Genomic DNA, 17314 nt, shown 5'->3' with positions numbered 1-17314 from the left:
TTAATTAATATTTAGTCAGCTAGGCTTTATTATGCTTTAAATTGTACGATTATTGTACGGTAACTTTAATAAAATATAATTAATACCCTTGTAACTATTAATTAAAAATACCTTATCCAGTTTAACGCTAAATAAGGTATTAATAAAAAAAGATTATTTTTAAACGTGCTTTGGTGCATTATGCTAAATCAATGCCCTTGCAACTATTGATTCTTTTAAATCAAATAAACGGTTTAAATAAGGCAAAAAAGATGTCTTACCATTGTTATTCTTAACGGCTTCAATGAGATTTAAATAATAAATTTAATCTTTAATAATCTGTATCGTTTATTTAGGACTAGACAACCCCTCGAAGGGCGAGAAGAGCCAAATGAGGCGATCGAACGACCAAAATTCATCCAGTGGATGAATTTTTGTGAGAGGCGAGATGGTGCGCTGGCCGTTGAGAAAATGTCCAGTAGAGATTTTTAGCGAAGGAGCGAGCTGGCGGGTTGGCGATATGCCTTACGTTTCATAACCGAAAAATTGTGCCTCATGTCAACAAACGAGAGTAAAGACGACCTCTTAAAATACAATAAGGGTAATTATTTTGTATTTTTACCCTCGTTAAGAATTCAAGTGTAAAAGTTACTCTCGTTATGAAGGGCTTCAATAAATCTCAACCGTATAATGATCTCCCGCTACTTCCTCCTCAAGCTGAATTGGAGACTAAGGAGATTTTAACAAAAACCATTAGGGCTAGTAGAGCTTTAGCTCAACTTAATGGTGCAATAAGAAATCTTCCCAACCCTAGTCTATTTCTGGACACACTTCACCTACAAGAAGCAAAGGCAAGTTCTGAAATCGAGAACATCATTACGACTAATGACGACCTATATCAAGCTGTAGTTGCAGATAAGAAATTCGACAACGCTGCAACCAAGGAAGTGATTAGCTATAAAGAAGCTATTTGGTTGGGGTTTAGTCGACTCGAGCAACGACCATTCATAACAACTAACCTTTGTATTGAGCTCGTACAGTGTATTAAACAAAATACTGCGGGAATTAGAACTACACCGGGGACTACACTATCCAACCGACAAGGAGAAGTAATCTACACTCCGCCTTCGGGAGAACAAGTGATACGAGAGAAAATGGCCAATCTCGAAACATTTATCAATGAAAATGATTCAATAGACCCTCTTATAAAAATGGCTATTTCACACTACCAGTTTGAAGCAATACATCCATTTTCAGACGGAAATGGAAGAACAGGTCGCATTCTACTTTTACTTCAATTAAAACTGGAGAAACTCTTGGACGTACCTGCTCTTTTCCTGAGTGAGTACATAATTAAACACAAAGACATGTACTATGAAGGATTAAGATCTGTAACGGAGAATAACGAATGGTCTACATTCATACGCTACATGCTGGATATGGTAGAAACAACGGCAATTAAAGGTTTAGAAAGACTAGAGTCAATAGTTCAACTCATGGATACTACCGGACAAGAAATAAAAGAGAAGCTCCCTAAAGTCTATTCCAAAGATTTAGTTGAAGTCATCTTCAAACTTCCTTACACTAAGAGACAAAACCTGATTAACGCAGATTTAGGCACCCCGAAAACAGTTGGGAATTATCTCATAGCACTAGAAGAAGCAGGTTTCCTTAAATCAATAAAGGTTGGTAAAGAAAAATTATATCTGAACCGGCCATTAATGAACATTCTGGAAAACTAAAAACACCAAAGGCACTTTCGATGTGAGAGTTCAATTTACTGAAGTACTGTAAGGGTCCCCTATGTTGAAACCTTCAAAACCCAATTATGTATTGAGAACCTAATTCATTATAACACAAAGTTCTGTCTGCAACTTCTGACAACAGGGGGAGCCAGAGTGCATAAGAGGTCAGAAATGACCTCTTTTTTGTTTTTAGAACCTTCCAAAACCCCTCTGGCATTGATTAAAATGTCAATTGGGGGTGTGTACGTGGGTGCTGCAGCTTTTCCATTCTCAAAATGGACTTTTTCTGAAAAGATGCAGATCAATATCTGTTTCTTGGTCTTACCATCCACTTTTTGATATAATGAGGTTAAATCTTCCAATGCAGGTACGTGTCTATTTAAGAACTCTTTGTAAGGTGAAAGTTCTTCATTCATCTCCTTCAAGGAACGTTCCTTTTCATACACCTTCGTATCAATGGTCATTTTCAACTCCTTTATTCAAGTGATGAAATCTTACCATCCATATACTCATCTTGTATATGGTTTTTACGTTATTTAAGATGTTGAATTTCGTCTTTTGTGTTCTGTATTATTTTGCCCTACTTGAGTCTTCTGCTTCGAAAATTCGTTCTAACATGGAGCGATACGATTTGATAACCCTAGCTGAGAATTGAACCTCACCAAGTAATCGTTCATTTGCTAACCCCATAGTTTTCTTCTAGCTTTGGATAACCAATCCGAAGCAATGAGTATACACGGAATGTCTTCAAGACACGCTAGTCAAGTTATGCTAATATAAATTTTGAAATAAAAATTGAGAGAAATAACAAAACGCCGACCACGATGAGTGCAATCAATAATTTCTTTGTTCGCGTGCCTTTCTCTGTAGCTTGATTCTGAAATTTTTGCTCAATACTCATTCCTAATGGAATGCTGAGTCCAGCAAACAATGGTATAGAAATGGCTATTTTTTCTGTGAAAACAAATGCTGTAATGGCTGCAATAATTCCAATAATCGCTCCAATGATGTAACCTGTACCTTTTAATCTCCTTGGTTTAATGCTTTTTGAATTTTTCATTTTACTTATTTTTTGAAAATTAAACAAAAAACTAATAATATCCATTCAGTTTCTTGATAGTCAAATACTTTATCATCGCATTATAGCTGCATTTTTCGTCAACAGGGGGAGCAACATCCCAATCAGCAATGGTTGGAATTTAAAGTAGTAAAATCGAATTAGCACTTGTCCTGTTAATAGGCAAGCCTACCAACCTACATAGAGGTAGTCTGCTTTTAATACAAATATTGAATTTCAATAATCCCATTTTTTTATTAACGAGGTTGCATCCCTCTTTCCCCACCTAAAAAAAACAGCTTCCCAATTCTTGAACCCTCTGTCATATGAATCTATTCCATGATGAAATGCCATTGATCTTGTTAAAAAATTTCCGTGGTGCTCCACCGAATAATACTGTGTATCCCCTATTTGACCAAAAGAAATCTTGAGCTCATTTTTAAATTTTTTAATAGTATACATTAAATCACTAGCACCTAGGTACCTGTCCGGGCTGTCGCCAATAACTTGATCAAAATAGTAGCCTAGATACCAACCCGCGAGAATATCAGCATGAATTTCTTGCTGAACTGTGCTGTCAAAATGCATATTATTTTTAAATTGTACTAAATGAGCAAACTCATGAGCTAGTATTCCAATAATAAAATAGCTGCCTACTTCTTTTTTATACTCTGATTTTAATAAATCAACTCCCAAATCTATGGTTCCACTACAATTATCCAAACTGCAAAATGGATACGCTAATCCGTTAGTTCCTTTTGAAATGTTAAGTTTTACTTGTATCCCAAAAAGTGATTCTAATTTAGCCTTTTGACTAAAAATCAAGTTGTCCAGCAAGGAATTTTTGGTACTAGCTAAGTAGCTATTTGCATTATTAGGAGCATTTTGCAAACTACATTGAGAAAATGCCCAAGATGAAATTAATAAAAGAAAAAAAGAAATTTTAATTGTTTTCATGGTTGATTTGAAAAATATAATTATAAAAATACTAATCTTTTTTTTTGAACGTGGAGTTATTAAAAAATAGATGTCCAATGATATTCATGAGCTGTCAATTATGATTTTAAAAATTATTGAACAGTTAACCAAATGAATAAGAGATTTAGACAGTTTAGGCCTCAACTATTCTATAGACTCCAACAATATAAAAAGCAACATTTCAGAGCTAAGCTTAAACATTACTCTATAGAAGGTGAAGGTTTTGATGAGGAATATTTTTGTTCAGGACCCCAGTAGCTATACTTTGATCAATTCACCATTGAAAAAAGGGAGGAAGCAGCATTTAACTGACATTATGTGTTTAACTCCTGGCCCGACCAATTTGAAACTAAAAAAGAATTTATAGAACAAATTAGCTTTCAAATCATTCAAGTAATTTTTATGATGTGAATTTGTATTATACTATCAGTCTGTGTTAGAATTAGTAGTATAGATTATATGTTAAATCATCCCCTCAAACAACTAATCATCAATACATCAAATGCTGTTTTGATTTATTTCTCCAACCCGCTTGATTTTCATAATCCACAAAGAATATCTTTAAATCGGCTTGATTCTGATAATCAACAAAGAATAATTTTTTGGCAGCTTGGTTAGCGTACTCGGTAAAAAACCATTTTCCATCGTTTTTTCCTGCTTGATTTTGATGCGTAACTTTAAATACCTTAAGGTCGGCTTGGTTTTCAAAATCTACTACAAATATTTTTACAGCTGCTTGATTGGCATATTGTACCGAAAAAACCTTTTGTGCTTTTAAGCTAATAGTAGTACCTATTAATAAAATGATCGTAAGTATCATTGCTTTCATATTAGGAATTGTTTGGGTTCCGTTCTAAAAATAATAAAAAACTATTGGATCGGCTTTCCAAAAGTCACGTGCAATTAAAAAGAGATGGTGCAACTTCATTACCAATTAACACAAACGTAATGAGAGGCGCTAATTCTCGATCATTTATTTCTCCCCTAAATTCTTTTATAACAATCAACTTTACACCCTTTTAAATGCTCACGGACCTAAGTAAATATTTGGACGATCCTCGATAATAAGGAATTCATGGTATATTTTAGCCCACTGCTGATTAAAAGATTTGTAATGCTTATGCATTTTATGTAGGCCATTGTTTCTAGATATCAAGGTGTTTACAGACACCCAATTCCAAACATATTTTAATAGTATCCTCTTCATTAGCAGCGACAAACACAATAATGGCAGCGCAAGTCTAAACAAATCACGCATTTTTAGTTTGTAATTTCATTTTTAAATATTCGCTGAATTCAACCCATAAGTGCCATAGCTACTGCAGGAAATTTGCCTTTGACTATATGAACTAGAAATTAAAAGTTTCAAAACTGTTTTTAATCATAACATTATGAACATAATCATGAGATGGTCTGTTCTTCTTTATAATTTTAATGTAGCGGAGCCACCCACTTCACTAATAAGATGGCATGTATTTTTAATTGCTTACAGCGTGTTTTAAAATGAATCCCAAGATTTTCTTTCCTGATGATAAGGGCTGTCTATACCGGCTTCAGCATCAACATACCCCCTTTTAACACAATCGTTACTTGCGTTATACGGCGCATTAATGCCAAGGCCGTTGGAATACTCTTCAATTGCTTTATTTAATGACCCCTCCCCTAGTAATTCAGACCATGCTTGCATCTCACGACCAAACTCATAAGCCCTGATATCCATTTTGCATTTTTCAGTGGTTGTACCACCACAAATAGTTAGAATTGTTATTGCAAAGATTAGTGTCCCCAATATGATTAGTAATTTTTTCATTTAATTTCATGCTGTGTAATGCCCCATTTTGCTTAATACGATTCCTCTTTTGTGTGGGCTCTAGTCTCTACTTTAATTTGCTTTAAAGTCACATAAGCTTTCGCTGACCGACTTGGTTTTCAACTTGCTCAACCTATTGCAGCTGCAATAGGTTAAAACCCTTTTTTTACCCCATCTTACAAATTCAAATCTAGAAAAATACAAGCCTAAATTTCAAATAAATAGGGGGAACCCTGTGTTCCCCCTATTTATTCCTATTTGTTCCTAATTTATTTTAATGCCCTAAACTATTGATAATATGGAGCTTTACCCTCAAAACAGCCCCATACACCAACCAATAGTAGGGTTTACTAATTTTTTATTTTTCTAATTCTGTATTTTTATAGTATTTTGTAAGATATTCCGCTCATTAATTTTTAAATCCATGCTACGTTCCGCCAATTTTTCAATAAAAAGGGCGGTTGTTTAGATCTATTATATGAGAATACACACATTCATTTTCTTATTTTTTATAAGCTGGAGCCTTCCCGCACAATTCACAGACCTTAACCTAACCAACACAAGTTTTTGGGACCATGAAACGCAGCAACCCATCCTATTTTTAAATGACTCCACTTATTTGTACGGTCATGACTTCCAAATCAAACAGGTAAACCATCTTTATACCGATACCTCCAACTTGTCCCTTATGAAAGTGGCGCATATTAATGGCAAGACCTACCTTTATGATAGTGCTGGTGGTGTAGTCGTATCGTATTCTAATCAAAAGTTCCAACGTCACGACCAATCATTTAGCCATAAAAATCAATATGATTCCATTCATTTTACCTACAATGGTTCTATCTACATTCTTGGAGGGTATGGCCTTTTTACCACAAAAAACATTTTAATTAAATATGACTTTATAGACCGGGAATGGTCATTAGTGACAACTTTTGGAGACGTTCCTGAATATATTACCAGTCAATTTTTTAGTGTAAAAAACAATCAGTTATATTTTATTAATTTAGGAGACTACCATGTAACCCATGATACCAACCTCGAAGTATACAAGTTAGACCTAGAAAATTTAACTTTCGAAAATTTGGGAAACACAAGTCATGAAGCATTAACTATCAAGCACCCTTTTGTAAAAATCAACCAATTAGATGATGGACGGTTGCTCTATATCGAGGGCGTAGATAAAAACTTTATGATTGACTTTACAAACAACAGCTTCAGCCGTATAGCTACCAAGGCCAATTACCATCCCGCTTTTAACCTTCTGACATACTCGCCTGCGACAAGCATGTATCAAATAAAAAATCAGACCTATGGCACAAACCAATTAAAATACGAAGAAGTAAGCCGTTCGGATTTAGAATACAACATTTTAGATACACAAGCCCTGTATCAGGAGACAGGACTGCAAATCAAAGAAGTGTCCACATATGGAATATTTCTTCTTCTGCTGTTAGGAATAGGTGCTTTAAGCCACAAGTGGTATAAAAAATATCATAAATTAAGCATTTACATAAGCACCAGCCGAATCCACTATAAAGGCTATTGGATTAATGATTTCACAAAAGAAGAGTACCAATTGTTAAGCTATTTGGCCCAACAGAAAAGCTACATTCCATTATCAAATTTGATGCAAGAACTAAAATATGATGGTTCTTATGATGCCCTTAAAAAAAAGAGGAAAATGTTAATCAGCCAAATTCAAGAAAAATTACGACCTCATTTAGGCGGCAACGTAGAAGAGTTTTTTATAATTATAAACAGTAAAAACGATAAACGCTATAAGCTTATTAAACTCAACCCTAATTTAATTATTATAAAAAACTAACCTGCTATTTTTGAACGCGTAAAGATCCAAACACTGTTTTTATTATTAAAGTGTTTTGTTGTTCCAATCTTGAGATGACGCATTTAAGGCAACGCTACAATTAGCTTGCTTATACGGGCACAACCATACGAAAGGTCATTCGGTGATTTCTTGTAGGTATTGGAATAAGCCTTAACAAAATTAGCCTCTCAAAAGCCGTATTTTTAAAATCCCAAAACACTTTTACTGTGAAAACCATACTGACACTCCTTCTCCTATGCATATCCGTCTTAGGCTTTAGCCAAATCAACACCACAGCTTCTAAAATAAGCTTCACCTTTGAAAGTAAGAAGGTCACTGGAAGTATAGGGGATATTCAATCACAATCTGAAATAGATCTCAGCCAACTTGAAAATTCGAAAATAAAAGGATCTGTAAGTGTGAGTAGTTTAGAAACGGGTAATTTTTTACGAGACGGGCATTTGATGTGGGAAACCTATTTTAACAGAAGTGATTATCCGCGCATCTATTTTGAAAGTACGGCTATTACAGCAAAGGGAACTGCCTCCTATAGCGTACTGGGAAATCTGACTATAAAAGGAATCTCAAAGCCGGTTACTTTTACAGCAGTAAAAACAGACGGCCTTATAAAAATCAGCGGCACTATTTATACCAGCGATTGGGACATTACTATTGATAAAGAGCGAACGAACAACAAGCTGACTATTGTGATGGAACTTCAACTTGAGGGGGTTTAAGATTCGATATTTTGTGTTTTATAAAGTCGTTTAATTCAAATACTGAAACCCGTTATTATGAGCTATAGTAAGCATAGGCTTAATATGATCAGCAAATGTATCTTTATCCATATCCAAGTCTGGAAAAACAGATAAGTAGTCTTCTAAGAATTTATTTTTCGGATTTTTTGTTTTGACCAATTCTAATCCGGTTTTTTGAAGCTCATAGAAGGAATCAAAATATGTTTCAAAAGAAGGTAGTTTATCGCTTTTATGAGAATTAAAACTTTGGTCTGCTGGAATCAGATTCCACATCAGGTCGTGTGCAACAAATTGATGAGGAATAAAATGCTCGATAACATAATCCCCTATACCGAGTGGTTTTCCGGTATAAATACATGCTACAGGACCCATCTCTTCAATAACGAGATTCCAAAATTTAGTTTTATGAGTGTTTAAGTTTCCTCGTTGAATAGATCGGTAGATTTTATTGGCTATATCGGGGACATTAGGATTTCTACTTTGAAAAAACAGCGTGAGATTTCAATAGCAGAAGGCCTTTAAAATACCCATATTCACTTCAAAATAATACTTCCAATGATTAGCAATGACAATTTGATCTCTGAATAAAGAATACGGGGCATCACTTGTTGTACTTATTGAGCGCTGATAAATAGCGCTTTTATTACCAGAACCTAGCCAGGGACTTAAAAACTTATGTGGAACGTTTTTATCAAAATGTGCTAAAATGGAAACAGTTTGAGGATGAGTTGATCCTCTTAATTTATTTAATATGTGTTCTTTAGACGCATCTAACGGAATGTTTTCAATAGCACTTAATTCTCTAACCGCATCTTGAATTAAATCCTGCTTCCCAAAAGAGATGCGGAAATAATTAACGGTATACCAAGAAAGAGCCATCATCCTAGAGAAAATGTCGCTCTTTGTAATAACTGTTTTCCCCTGCTCTACTTCTTCTAAAATCGCCCAAAACCAATAAAATTTATAGGTGGCACTGGTGCTTTTAAACACCGAAGCTAGCTTTGCAGAAGAAAGATTTGAATTGTAGGGAAGTTGAGTCACTAAGAGCTTTTGATACGATACACTCGCAATATATGGTAAAACAGACACTAATATCATTAAAAACAAAATGAGAGGCAAAATGTGACACTATCCCCCACCAAATCCCACAATTTTAATTCCTATCTTTACGTTTCAAGGAAGGACTTCAATTGAGCGAGTTAATCGTTTCAATTTCAATATATAGAGAATACAAGAATGAGCTGTAATAGTTGTGGATCGAGTGGTAGTACCCCTGGTGGATGTAAAAATAACGGCACCTGTGGAACAAGTGGGTGCAATAAATTAACCGTTTTTGACTGGTTGGCCAACATGGAGTTGCCCGATGGTCAAAAACAGTTCCCCTATGTCGAAGTGCGTTTTAAAAACGGCCGTAAAGAATTCTTTCTCAATAAAGATGACCTGCAACTCAAGATAGGAGACATCGTCGCTACTCAAACAGAAAGCGGCCACGATATAGGTATCGTTACCATTACTGGAGAATTGGTTCGGGTGCAAATGAAACGCAAACGCGTTAAAACAGACGAAAAAATACCCCAAGTATACCGCATTGCCAATGACAAGGACGTTGAAAAATGGGTGGCTGCTCGAGAGAAAGAAGAGCCTATGAAAATACGTGCTCGTGAAATCGCTATTCGTCTACAACTACAAATGAAGATCTCTGATATTGAATTTCAAGGAGACGGGTCTAAAGCCACCTTTTACTACACCGCAGATGAACGTGTAGATTTTAGAGAACTCATCAGAGAATATGCTGGCGAATTCAAAACTAGAATCGAAATGCGTCAGATAGGCTTGCGTCAAGAAGCAGCCCGTCTGGGAGGTATAGGTTCTTGTGGTCGGGAATTGTGTTGCAGTACCTGGTTGACAGATTTTAGGTCAGTAACAACAGGCGCAGCGCGTTATCAAAACTTATCCCTCAATCCGCAAAAGCTTGCTGGACAGTGTGGCAAACTCAAATGCTGTCTCAACTACGAGCTGGATTCCTATATGGATGCATTGAGTAACTTTCCTAAACAAAATCAAAAACTCTACATAGAAAAAGGAACTGCGATCTGTCAAAAAATAGATATTTTCAAAGGACTGATGTGGTTTTGTTACGACGGCGAGTGGATGAACTGGCATACGCTTACCACCGATCAAGTTCATGAAATCGTTGCTAAAAACAAAGCCAAAGAAAGTGTTAGTAGCCTAGAAGAATATGCTATCGAATTACTTGTTGAAGAAGAAATGAATTTTGAAAATGTGGTCGGACAAGATAGTTTAACTCGTTTTGACCAACCTAAAACACGCAACAAAAGCACCAAAAAGCGCCGCCCTAAAAGCGATAACAGAGCTAACCAGGCAGACGCTGCTCCCTCTACAGCTACCGCAACTCCTCCTGCTGCTAAAGAAGGAACTCAAAAGCGGAAACATAGACCTCAACCTAAAAACAGAAGTGCCAACAGCCCTGGTGCTCCTGAAAAGAAAACAGATCGACCCAATCAACCACCCAATGCCAACAAGGATTCTAGGTCTAAAAAGTCCCGCCCCAACCGCAATAAAAATCGCAATCGCAACAACGATGGCAACCAGCCACCTAAAAAGGAAGAGTAGTGAACAGGTACCTATTATTTATAGCCGTAATGATTCTAACCAGCTCCTGTGATGAGCAGTTGGTGCGTGCAGTATACCATGACGTACCTCAAAGTGGGTGGCCAATTGAAGAAGTAGTCACTTTTCAAATCCCCCAACAAGACAGCCTAGCAAGCTACAACCTGTTCATTAACCTGCGCAATACGCACGATTATGAATACAATAACCTCTGGTTGATCTCACAAATAAAATTTCCACAAGGAAAAGTCGTTACAGATACATTACAATACCGCATGGCACTAGCAGATGGCAGCTTTTTAGGATCAGGTTCTAACGATGTGTATGAAAATAAACTGTGGTTAAAAGAAGGGTTCCGCTTTCGCGAAAGCGGAACCTATCAACTGGCCTTAAAACACGCGATGAGAAAAACTGGAGAAGTAAAAGGAGATGTACAACTCAAAGGCATACTCGAAGTAGGATATAGTATCGAAAAACAAGTGCAAAATGGGAGCAACTAAAGCACAAATAACTCAAGGAAAAGAAGGAACTAAGAAAAATATTTCACTCTTTTGGAAGGTCTATGCAGTAGGCGCAGGAGTTGTGCTTTTAATGTTTTTATTAGCCGCATGGGAAGTCTTTGGTGATTTACCAGACCACACCGTATTAGAAAACCCGCAGACCGAACTGGCTACAGAAATCCTAACCGCAGACGGGAAAACCTTAGGAAGTTTCTATAACGACAATAGAAAACCTATAAAATTTGACGATTTACCCACCAATCTTATAGACGCTTTAGTAGCTACAGAAGACGAGCGTTTTTGGAAGCACAGCGGCATTGATGGTTATGGAACGGCAAGAGCTGTCGCATTTTTAGGAACCAAAGGTGGTGCGAGTACCATTACCCAGCAACTGGCAAAACTCTATTTTACAGAACAAGCCAGCAGCAATAAAGTAGAACGTATCATTCAAAAAATACGCGAGTGGATCATTACTTCAAGATTAGAAAAACAATACACCAAAGAAGAAATCATCACTCAGTACTTAAATGAATTTGATTTTTTATTTCAAGCCATAGGAATAAGAAGCGCCTCCAATATTTATTTTGGAAAAGAACCTCAACAGCTAAGCGTTTCTGAAAGTGCAGTTTTGGTGGCCATGCTTAAAAATCCGAGACAATACAATCCCCATCGAGAGGTGTCAAAAGAAAAATCATTGAATAGACGTAACCAAGTATTTTATCAAATGGTACGCAATGGTAAAATGACAGAGGCGGTAAAGGATAGCCTTACAGCGATCCCTATAAAATTAGACTACAACTCAGCTGATCATAACGAAGGAATGGGGACTTATTTCCGCGAGAACCTGAGGTCCTGGCTCACCGATTGGACCAAAGAGCATATCAATCCAGAAACTGGAGAGCCCTTTAACCTCTACAACGATGGACTCAAAGTGAATGTGACCATAGACTACAGAATGCAAAAAATGGCTGAAGAAGCCGTTTATGCACACATGGAACGCCTGCAAGCAGAATTTGACTATCAACAAAAGCGCAATAAAACAGCTCCTTTTACCGATCTAACAGCTTCGCAAATTGAGAGCAACCTCAAGTCTGCAATGAAAAGATCCATACGATGGAGAGAAATGAAGAAAAAAGGTGTTGATGAAGCTGCTATTATTAAAAGTTTTAATCAAAAAACCGACATGACTATTTTTGATTGGAAATCAAAGTTTAGAGAGCGTGATACGATCATGACTCCTATGGATTCCATACGTTATTACAAGCAGTTTTTACACACAGGCCTGATGTCTTTAGAACCTCAAACCGGACATGTAAAAGCATGGGTAGGCGGGATCAACCACAAGTATTTTAAGTTCGATCATGTAGAATTGGGTAAACGTCAGGCGGGATCTACCTTTAAACCCTTCCTATACTCTGCTGCGATAGATTTATTGAAATACAGCCCCTGTAAAAAATATCCTGACGGAGAATATACCATTCCTGCTGGCAAACACGGTAACATGAACGATTGGACACCGGTAGATTCTAATGGTGATTATGGAAATATCATGACCTTACAAGAGGCCTTGGCCAAATCTAAAAATACCATTTCAGCGCGTTTAATGGATGAAGTAGGCCCTCAACCAGTGGTAGATCGCGCAGGCCAACTGGGAATAGACACAAAAAATATGGCTGCCGTACCTTCACTTGCATTAGGTACTGCAGACGTAAGTCTGTATGAAATGGTAGCTGCCTATGGGGTGTTTGCAAACGGTGGAATTTACAACAAACCTGTTTTGGTAACCAGTATAGAAGATAAAAACGGTACGGTGCTCTATCAATACGTGCCAGAAAGCAAAGATGTTTTGAATCCAGAAACCGCCTATGTCACTGTAAACTTGATGGAGGGTGTGACCAAAATAGGTAGTGGAGCAAAGTTGAGAGGCAACAGTACTTGGGCTGCAAATACCGACTTTTATAAAGAAGTGATTACCGATTATCCATACGACTTTAAGAATGATATCGCTGGTAAAACAGGAACCACTCAAAACAATTCTGATGGATGGTTTATGGGAATGGTTCCTAATTTAGTCACTGGTGTTTGGGTGGGTGCCGATGATAGAGCTGTACATTTTAGAAGCACTAAATACGGTCAAGGAGCTACTATGGCCCTTCCTATTTGGGGAAGTTATATGAAACGTATGTATGCAGATACCACCTTAAACATTTCTAAAGAGCCTTTTAAAAAGCCAGAAAATCTCTCTATTGAAGTAGACTGCGATGAATATGAAAAAAGTCAAGGCAACGATCCCCTAAAAGGTGCTGATCAACCTAATAGTAGTACTAACGAATTAGACATGCTGTAATGATTTCTAAACTATCCTTAGCAAATATCTTGTTTCTTGATATAGAAACGGTACCGCTGCAGGAGCGTTTTGACCAGTTGGAAGAAATCGACCAGCACTTGTATGCCGATAAGACGAAATACCAGCGCAAAGAAGACTTCACTCCAGCCGAATTTTATGATCGTGCCGGTATCTGGGCAGAGTTTGGTAAGATCGTGTGCATCTCTGTTGGTTACTTTGTAAATCGCGATGGACAGCAGTTTAGAACCCGCAGTTTTGTAGGTGAAGAAAAAGACTTGTTAGAAGAGTTTGCTGCATTACTCAATGAACACTTTTCAGGAAGAAATCATTTGATGTGTGCTCATAATGGTAAAGAATTTGACTTTCCTTATATCGCAAGACGCATGGTAATTCTAGGAATAGACATCCCTTCCCAGCTGAATCTTTTTGGAAAGAAACCTTGGGAGGTCCCACATTTAGATACCTTAGAATTGTGGAAATTTGGAGATTATAAACATTATACCAGTCTTAAATTACTGACTCGTATATTGGGAATACCCTCGCCTAAAGACGATATCGATGGCTCACAAGTTAGAGATGTCTATTACCAAGATCACGACCTACAACGCATTGCTACCTACTGTGAAAAAGACGTGGTGGCGGTAGCACAAATACTACTTAAATTACGCAAAGAACCTTTACTTACAGATGAGCAAATCATCTCCAAATAACAGCATAGCCTCCATAAGAGCACTGAACGTAAGCTTTTCTAATGGAAAACAACGCGTTCAAGTCTTGCACGACATTAGTTTTGACATTTATAAAAACGAGATTCTCGCTGTAGTGGGAGAATCTGGAAGCGGTAAATCGGTTAGCAGCAAAGCCCTTATGGGACTTTTGCCTTCTGCAACCGCACAAATAACGGCTCAAGAACTCTCTTTACAAGGAACAGATTTGTTAGCACTAGAAGATGGAGAATGGTCCCGCTTTCGCGGAAGCGAGATCAGCATGATCTTCCAAGAACCTATGAGCTCTCTCAACCCTACCATTTCTTGTGGAAATCAAGTAATGGAGGTGTTGCTACAACATCAAAAAATAAAGCCAGCAGCCGCTCAAAAAGAAGTCTTGCAGCTTTTTGAAAAAGTACAACTCCCTTCCCCTGAGATTACCTTTTCAAAATTCCCTCATGAGATCAGTGGCGGACAGATGCAACGTGTGATGATCGCTATGGCAATAGCTTGTAAACCTATATTACTCATTGCAGACGAGCCTACCACTGCACTTGACGTAACGGTTCAAAAAGAAATTATACTACTGCTTAAAAGTCTTCAAAAAGAATACGGGATGAGCATACTTTTTATCTCTCACGATCTTTCCTTAGTCCACTCCATAGCCGACAGGATTATAGTAATGTATCAAGGCCGAATTGTAGAGGAAGGAGCGGCAAACGACATTTTTAAACACCCAAAAGAAGCCTATACACAAGCGCTGATTGCTTCCCGACCAAGCACCAAAACGCGGCCTCGCAACTTACCGACCATCAGTGATTTTGTAGAACACAAGGTGTCTGATGAGTTAGTGACTAAAGAGCAACGTCAAGAATCGCATAAGAACATCTACAACAAGAGCCCTTTATTACAAGTAATTGATGTTGTCAAAGATTTTCCACTACCCAAAAAGCTGTTCGCTAAACAAGAGTATTTTAGAGCTGTAGACGGAGTGAGTTTTAATCTGTACCCAGGCGAAAGCCTAGGGCTGGTAGGAGAAAGTGGCTGCGGGAAAAGCACCTTAGGAAATCTGATTCTGCGTTTGAAGGATGTGAGCAGCGGTACTATTTTATATCGAGGTATAGACATTACCCATTTAAAAGCTGCGGCCATGCGCAAGTTAAGAAAGGAAATCCAAATCATCTTTCAAGATCCTTTTGCTTCATTGAATCCGCGGCTTACCGTAGGACAAGCGATTATAGAACCTATGAAATGGCATGGAATAGGTTCTGACAGCGCTGATAGAAAAGAAAAAGTGCTGCATTTATTAAAACGCGTAGGACTTACCGAAGAGCACTACAACAGGTATCCGCATGAATTTAGTGGTGGTCAACGACAACGTATAGGAATCGCAAGAACTGTGGCCTTAGAACCCAAGCTGATCGTTTGCGACGAAAGCGTCAGTGCGCTGGACATTTCGGTACAGGCCCAAGTGTTGAATTTGCTCAACGAATTCAAAGAAGATTTTGGCTTCTCTTATTTGTTCATCTCTCATGATTTGGCAGTAGTCAAGTACTTCTGCGATCAGGTCATCGTCATGAACCAAGGAAAAATAGAAGAAAAAAACGAAGCCGATGCGTTGTATGAAAATCCGCAGAGTGCTTATACTAAGAAGTTGATTGCTGCTATTCCTGGGTGATTTTTTAGTTGATTTAGTACCATTAAAACTGTAAACGAAAATAAGTGCTAGCTAAATAATTACTACAGCCTGTAGTGTTTGTATCAAATGAATGAAGAAAAGAGTTGGGTTTACTTCAGTTCTTTGTGGTAAAACGCACTTGAAGTCACATGAGGTACTCTTCCTTTTAATTTTCTTAGATTAAAATCACTCCCTCGAGTTTGGTCTTGTTTATTTATTAAGGCTTAAGAAAAAATAGATGCAAGCAATTACTTATAGCCATTGTTGGGTTTAGTTTTTTGCAAATTTAATTAATGGTGCAAGGTTTCCATCGTCAGCTTTTTTTAAAGCTTTAATACACTCTTTTCTTGTTTCGTTAACTTGAACCATATTTGACTAATGCCACTAGAATACTTCTTTCCCAAATATGGATTCTATTATGATGTCTGCCATCATTCTTGAATGTCTTCCATTTCCATTAGGAAAACAATGAATAGATACTATTCGATGTTTAAATCTAATAGCAACTTCTTATGGTAAATAGGTTTTGTTTTCAATCCAATACTTTGTGTCCTCAAGTAAATTTTTCAATTCAATTCCGATTTGTGTCCACCGGACTCCTATGTTTTTTCAGTTCTCCTAAATTCACCTGCCCATTTCCATACATCACCATACATTTTTTTGTGTAAGTCCTTACTAAACTTTTCTGTCAAAATGTTTTCAGGTTTCAATTTTGAGTGAATAGTACATTCGACTGCTTTTTCAATATTCAATTGCTCAAATTCATCTAACTCTCCGTGAGTGGTAATTGAGTATATTTTAAGACCTTGCTTTTCTTCTGCGTCTAATGCTGTTTGCCCATACTCATAATTGAATTCTAATCCCATAGTGACTTTCTCATCTCTCGTTTTATTTCACTAGCGAGTTCCTTTATAGTTTCGGCTATTTTTTCATCTCCAATTCCTTGCTCTTCTAGTTTCATATTTTGATTGGTCCGCAACACTATTTTTTGAGCAAGCTTTTCTGCTTTTACTTGTATTAAATGGTTAATGGTCCCGTGTTTTGGGACTAGTGCATATACCAATTTTAAATCCATTGCATTGGCTACACCCTTTAAGGAATTGAGTGTTATCGTGCCATTAGCTTCGCTTTCCTCAATTCTTTTCACTCCTTGTCTTGTGATATTTAGTTTGGCCCCAAGTTGGGCCATTGTCATATGTAGCGTTGTACGAATGGTGTTGGTCCATCCACGTTAAGGGACCAAGACTTTTCTAGTTGGAGAGAAAGGTTGTAGCTTTTGTTCCAATTGCTCAATTA

Annotated in this window: 18 protein-coding genes; 8 read left to right on the top strand and 10 right to left on the bottom strand. The window is 37.3% G+C overall.

Going from position 1 to position 17314, the window contains the following annotated elements; genetic code table 11:
* The first annotated feature begins 701 nt into the window (after positions 1-701).
* Positions 702-1721, top strand: coding sequence for a Fic/DOC family N-terminal domain-containing protein (locus tag KG732_RS12215; RefSeq protein WP_300980452.1), 1020 nt, complete (start codon positions 702-704; stop codon positions 1719-1721).
* A 107-nt stretch (positions 1722-1828) separates the two neighbouring features.
* On the opposite strand, the gene KG732_RS12210 is transcribed toward KG732_RS12215, so the two are convergent.
* The 5 genes from KG732_RS12210 to KG732_RS12190 all read right to left on the bottom strand — a co-directional run bounded on the left by KG732_RS12210 (position 1829) and on the right by KG732_RS12190 (position 5569).
* Positions 1829-2194 carry a hypothetical protein gene (locus KG732_RS12210; RefSeq protein ID WP_213524133.1) on the bottom strand — a complete coding sequence of 122 codons (366 nt, stop codon included), beginning with the start codon at positions 2192-2194 and terminating at the stop codon, positions 1829-1831.
* A 296-nt stretch (positions 2195-2490) separates the two neighbouring features.
* Positions 2491-2784, bottom strand: coding sequence for a hypothetical protein (locus tag KG732_RS12205; RefSeq protein ID WP_213524131.1), 294 nt, complete (start codon positions 2782-2784; stop codon positions 2491-2493).
* A 234-nt stretch (positions 2785-3018) separates the two neighbouring features.
* Entirely contained in the window at positions 3019-3738 is a 720-nt protein-coding gene (locus KG732_RS12200) for a hypothetical protein (protein ID WP_213524129.1), read from the bottom strand.
* Positions 3739-4249: 511 nt separating this feature from the next.
* On the bottom strand, positions 4250-4588 hold the full coding sequence (locus tag KG732_RS12195; protein WP_213524127.1) for a DUF6150 family protein: 339 nt from the start codon (positions 4586-4588) through the stop codon (positions 4250-4252).
* Positions 4589-5257: 669 nt separating this feature from the next.
* A complete protein-coding gene (locus tag KG732_RS12190; protein WP_213524125.1) occupies positions 5258-5569 on the bottom strand; it encodes a hypothetical protein in 312 nt (103 codons plus the stop codon).
* 478 nt (positions 5570-6047) lie between these two features.
* On the opposite strand from KG732_RS12190, the gene KG732_RS12185 reads away from it, so the two are divergent.
* Together KG732_RS12185 and KG732_RS12180 are read left to right on the top strand one after the other, a co-directional pair.
* Positions 6048-7397, top strand: a complete 1350-nt coding sequence (locus KG732_RS12185) for a hypothetical protein (protein WP_213524123.1) — start codon at positions 6048-6050, stop codon at positions 7395-7397.
* 227 nt (positions 7398-7624) lie between these two features.
* On the top strand, positions 7625-8134 hold the full coding sequence (locus tag KG732_RS12180; RefSeq protein WP_213524121.1) for a YceI family protein: 510 nt from the start codon (positions 7625-7627) through the stop codon (positions 8132-8134).
* Between the two features lie 30 nt (positions 8135-8164).
* Here KG732_RS12180 and KG732_RS12175 read toward each other — a convergent pair whose 3' ends face one another.
* Positions 8165-8527: an HNH endonuclease domain-containing protein gene (locus KG732_RS12175; RefSeq protein WP_213524119.1), complete on the bottom strand. Its 363-nt coding sequence runs from the start codon at positions 8525-8527 to the stop codon at positions 8165-8167.
* 129 nt (positions 8528-8656) lie between these two features.
* Positions 8657-9196 (bottom strand): hypothetical protein, encoded by a 540-nt coding sequence (locus KG732_RS12170; RefSeq protein WP_213524117.1) that lies wholly within the window; start codon positions 9194-9196, stop codon positions 8657-8659.
* Positions 9197-9391: 195 nt separating this feature from the next.
* Between KG732_RS12170 and KG732_RS12165 the strand changes: the two genes are divergently transcribed.
* The 5 genes from KG732_RS12165 to KG732_RS12145 are packed head-to-tail and all read left to right on the top strand — an operon-like array spanning position 9392 to position 16018.
* On the top strand, positions 9392-10789 hold the full coding sequence (locus KG732_RS12165; RefSeq protein WP_213524115.1) for a regulatory iron-sulfur-containing complex subunit RicT: 1398 nt from the start codon (positions 9392-9394) through the stop codon (positions 10787-10789).
* Positions 10789-11286 (top strand): gliding motility lipoprotein GldH, encoded by a 498-nt coding sequence (locus KG732_RS12160; RefSeq protein ID WP_292891962.1) that lies wholly within the window; start codon positions 10789-10791, stop codon positions 11284-11286. The genes KG732_RS12165 and KG732_RS12160 overlap by 1 nt, the downstream gene beginning before the upstream one ends.
* Positions 11273-13633 (top strand): transglycosylase domain-containing protein, encoded by a 2361-nt coding sequence (locus tag KG732_RS12155; protein WP_213524113.1) that lies wholly within the window; start codon positions 11273-11275, stop codon positions 13631-13633. The genes KG732_RS12160 and KG732_RS12155 overlap by 14 nt, the downstream gene beginning before the upstream one ends.
* Positions 13633-14343, top strand: coding sequence for a 3'-5' exonuclease (locus KG732_RS12150; RefSeq protein ID WP_213524111.1), 711 nt, complete (start codon positions 13633-13635; stop codon positions 14341-14343). The genes KG732_RS12155 and KG732_RS12150 overlap by 1 nt, the downstream gene beginning before the upstream one ends.
* Positions 14321-16018, top strand: coding sequence for an ABC transporter ATP-binding protein (locus tag KG732_RS12145; RefSeq protein ID WP_213524109.1), 1698 nt, complete (start codon positions 14321-14323; stop codon positions 16016-16018). The genes KG732_RS12150 and KG732_RS12145 overlap by 23 nt, the downstream gene beginning before the upstream one ends.
* A 384-nt stretch (positions 16019-16402) precedes the next feature.
* Here KG732_RS12145 and KG732_RS13185 read toward each other — a convergent pair whose 3' ends face one another.
* The 3 genes from KG732_RS13185 to KG732_RS12135 form a co-directional block, all read right to left on the bottom strand.
* Complete coding sequence (locus KG732_RS13185) at positions 16403-16492, bottom strand: hypothetical protein (RefSeq protein WP_367271518.1); 90 nt, start codon at positions 16490-16492, stop codon at positions 16403-16405.
* Between the two features lie 125 nt (positions 16493-16617).
* Positions 16618-16884: a hypothetical protein gene (locus tag KG732_RS13180; RefSeq protein WP_367271514.1), complete on the bottom strand. Its 267-nt coding sequence runs from the start codon at positions 16882-16884 to the stop codon at positions 16618-16620.
* Positions 16875-17213: an XRE family transcriptional regulator gene (locus tag KG732_RS12135; RefSeq protein WP_300980451.1), complete on the bottom strand. Its 339-nt coding sequence runs from the start codon at positions 17211-17213 to the stop codon at positions 16875-16877. Before KG732_RS12135 ends, KG732_RS13180 begins: the two co-directional genes overlap by 10 nt.
* Positions 17214-17314 lie beyond the last annotated feature (101 nt).

Origin of the sequence: Nonlabens sp. (assembly GCF_018401815.1) — a bacterium.
Lineage (GTDB): Bacteria > Bacteroidota > Bacteroidia > Flavobacteriales > Flavobacteriaceae > Nonlabens.
Note: the sequence above shows the minus strand (reverse complement) of the source record. Positions and strands in the feature narration are given on the sequence as shown.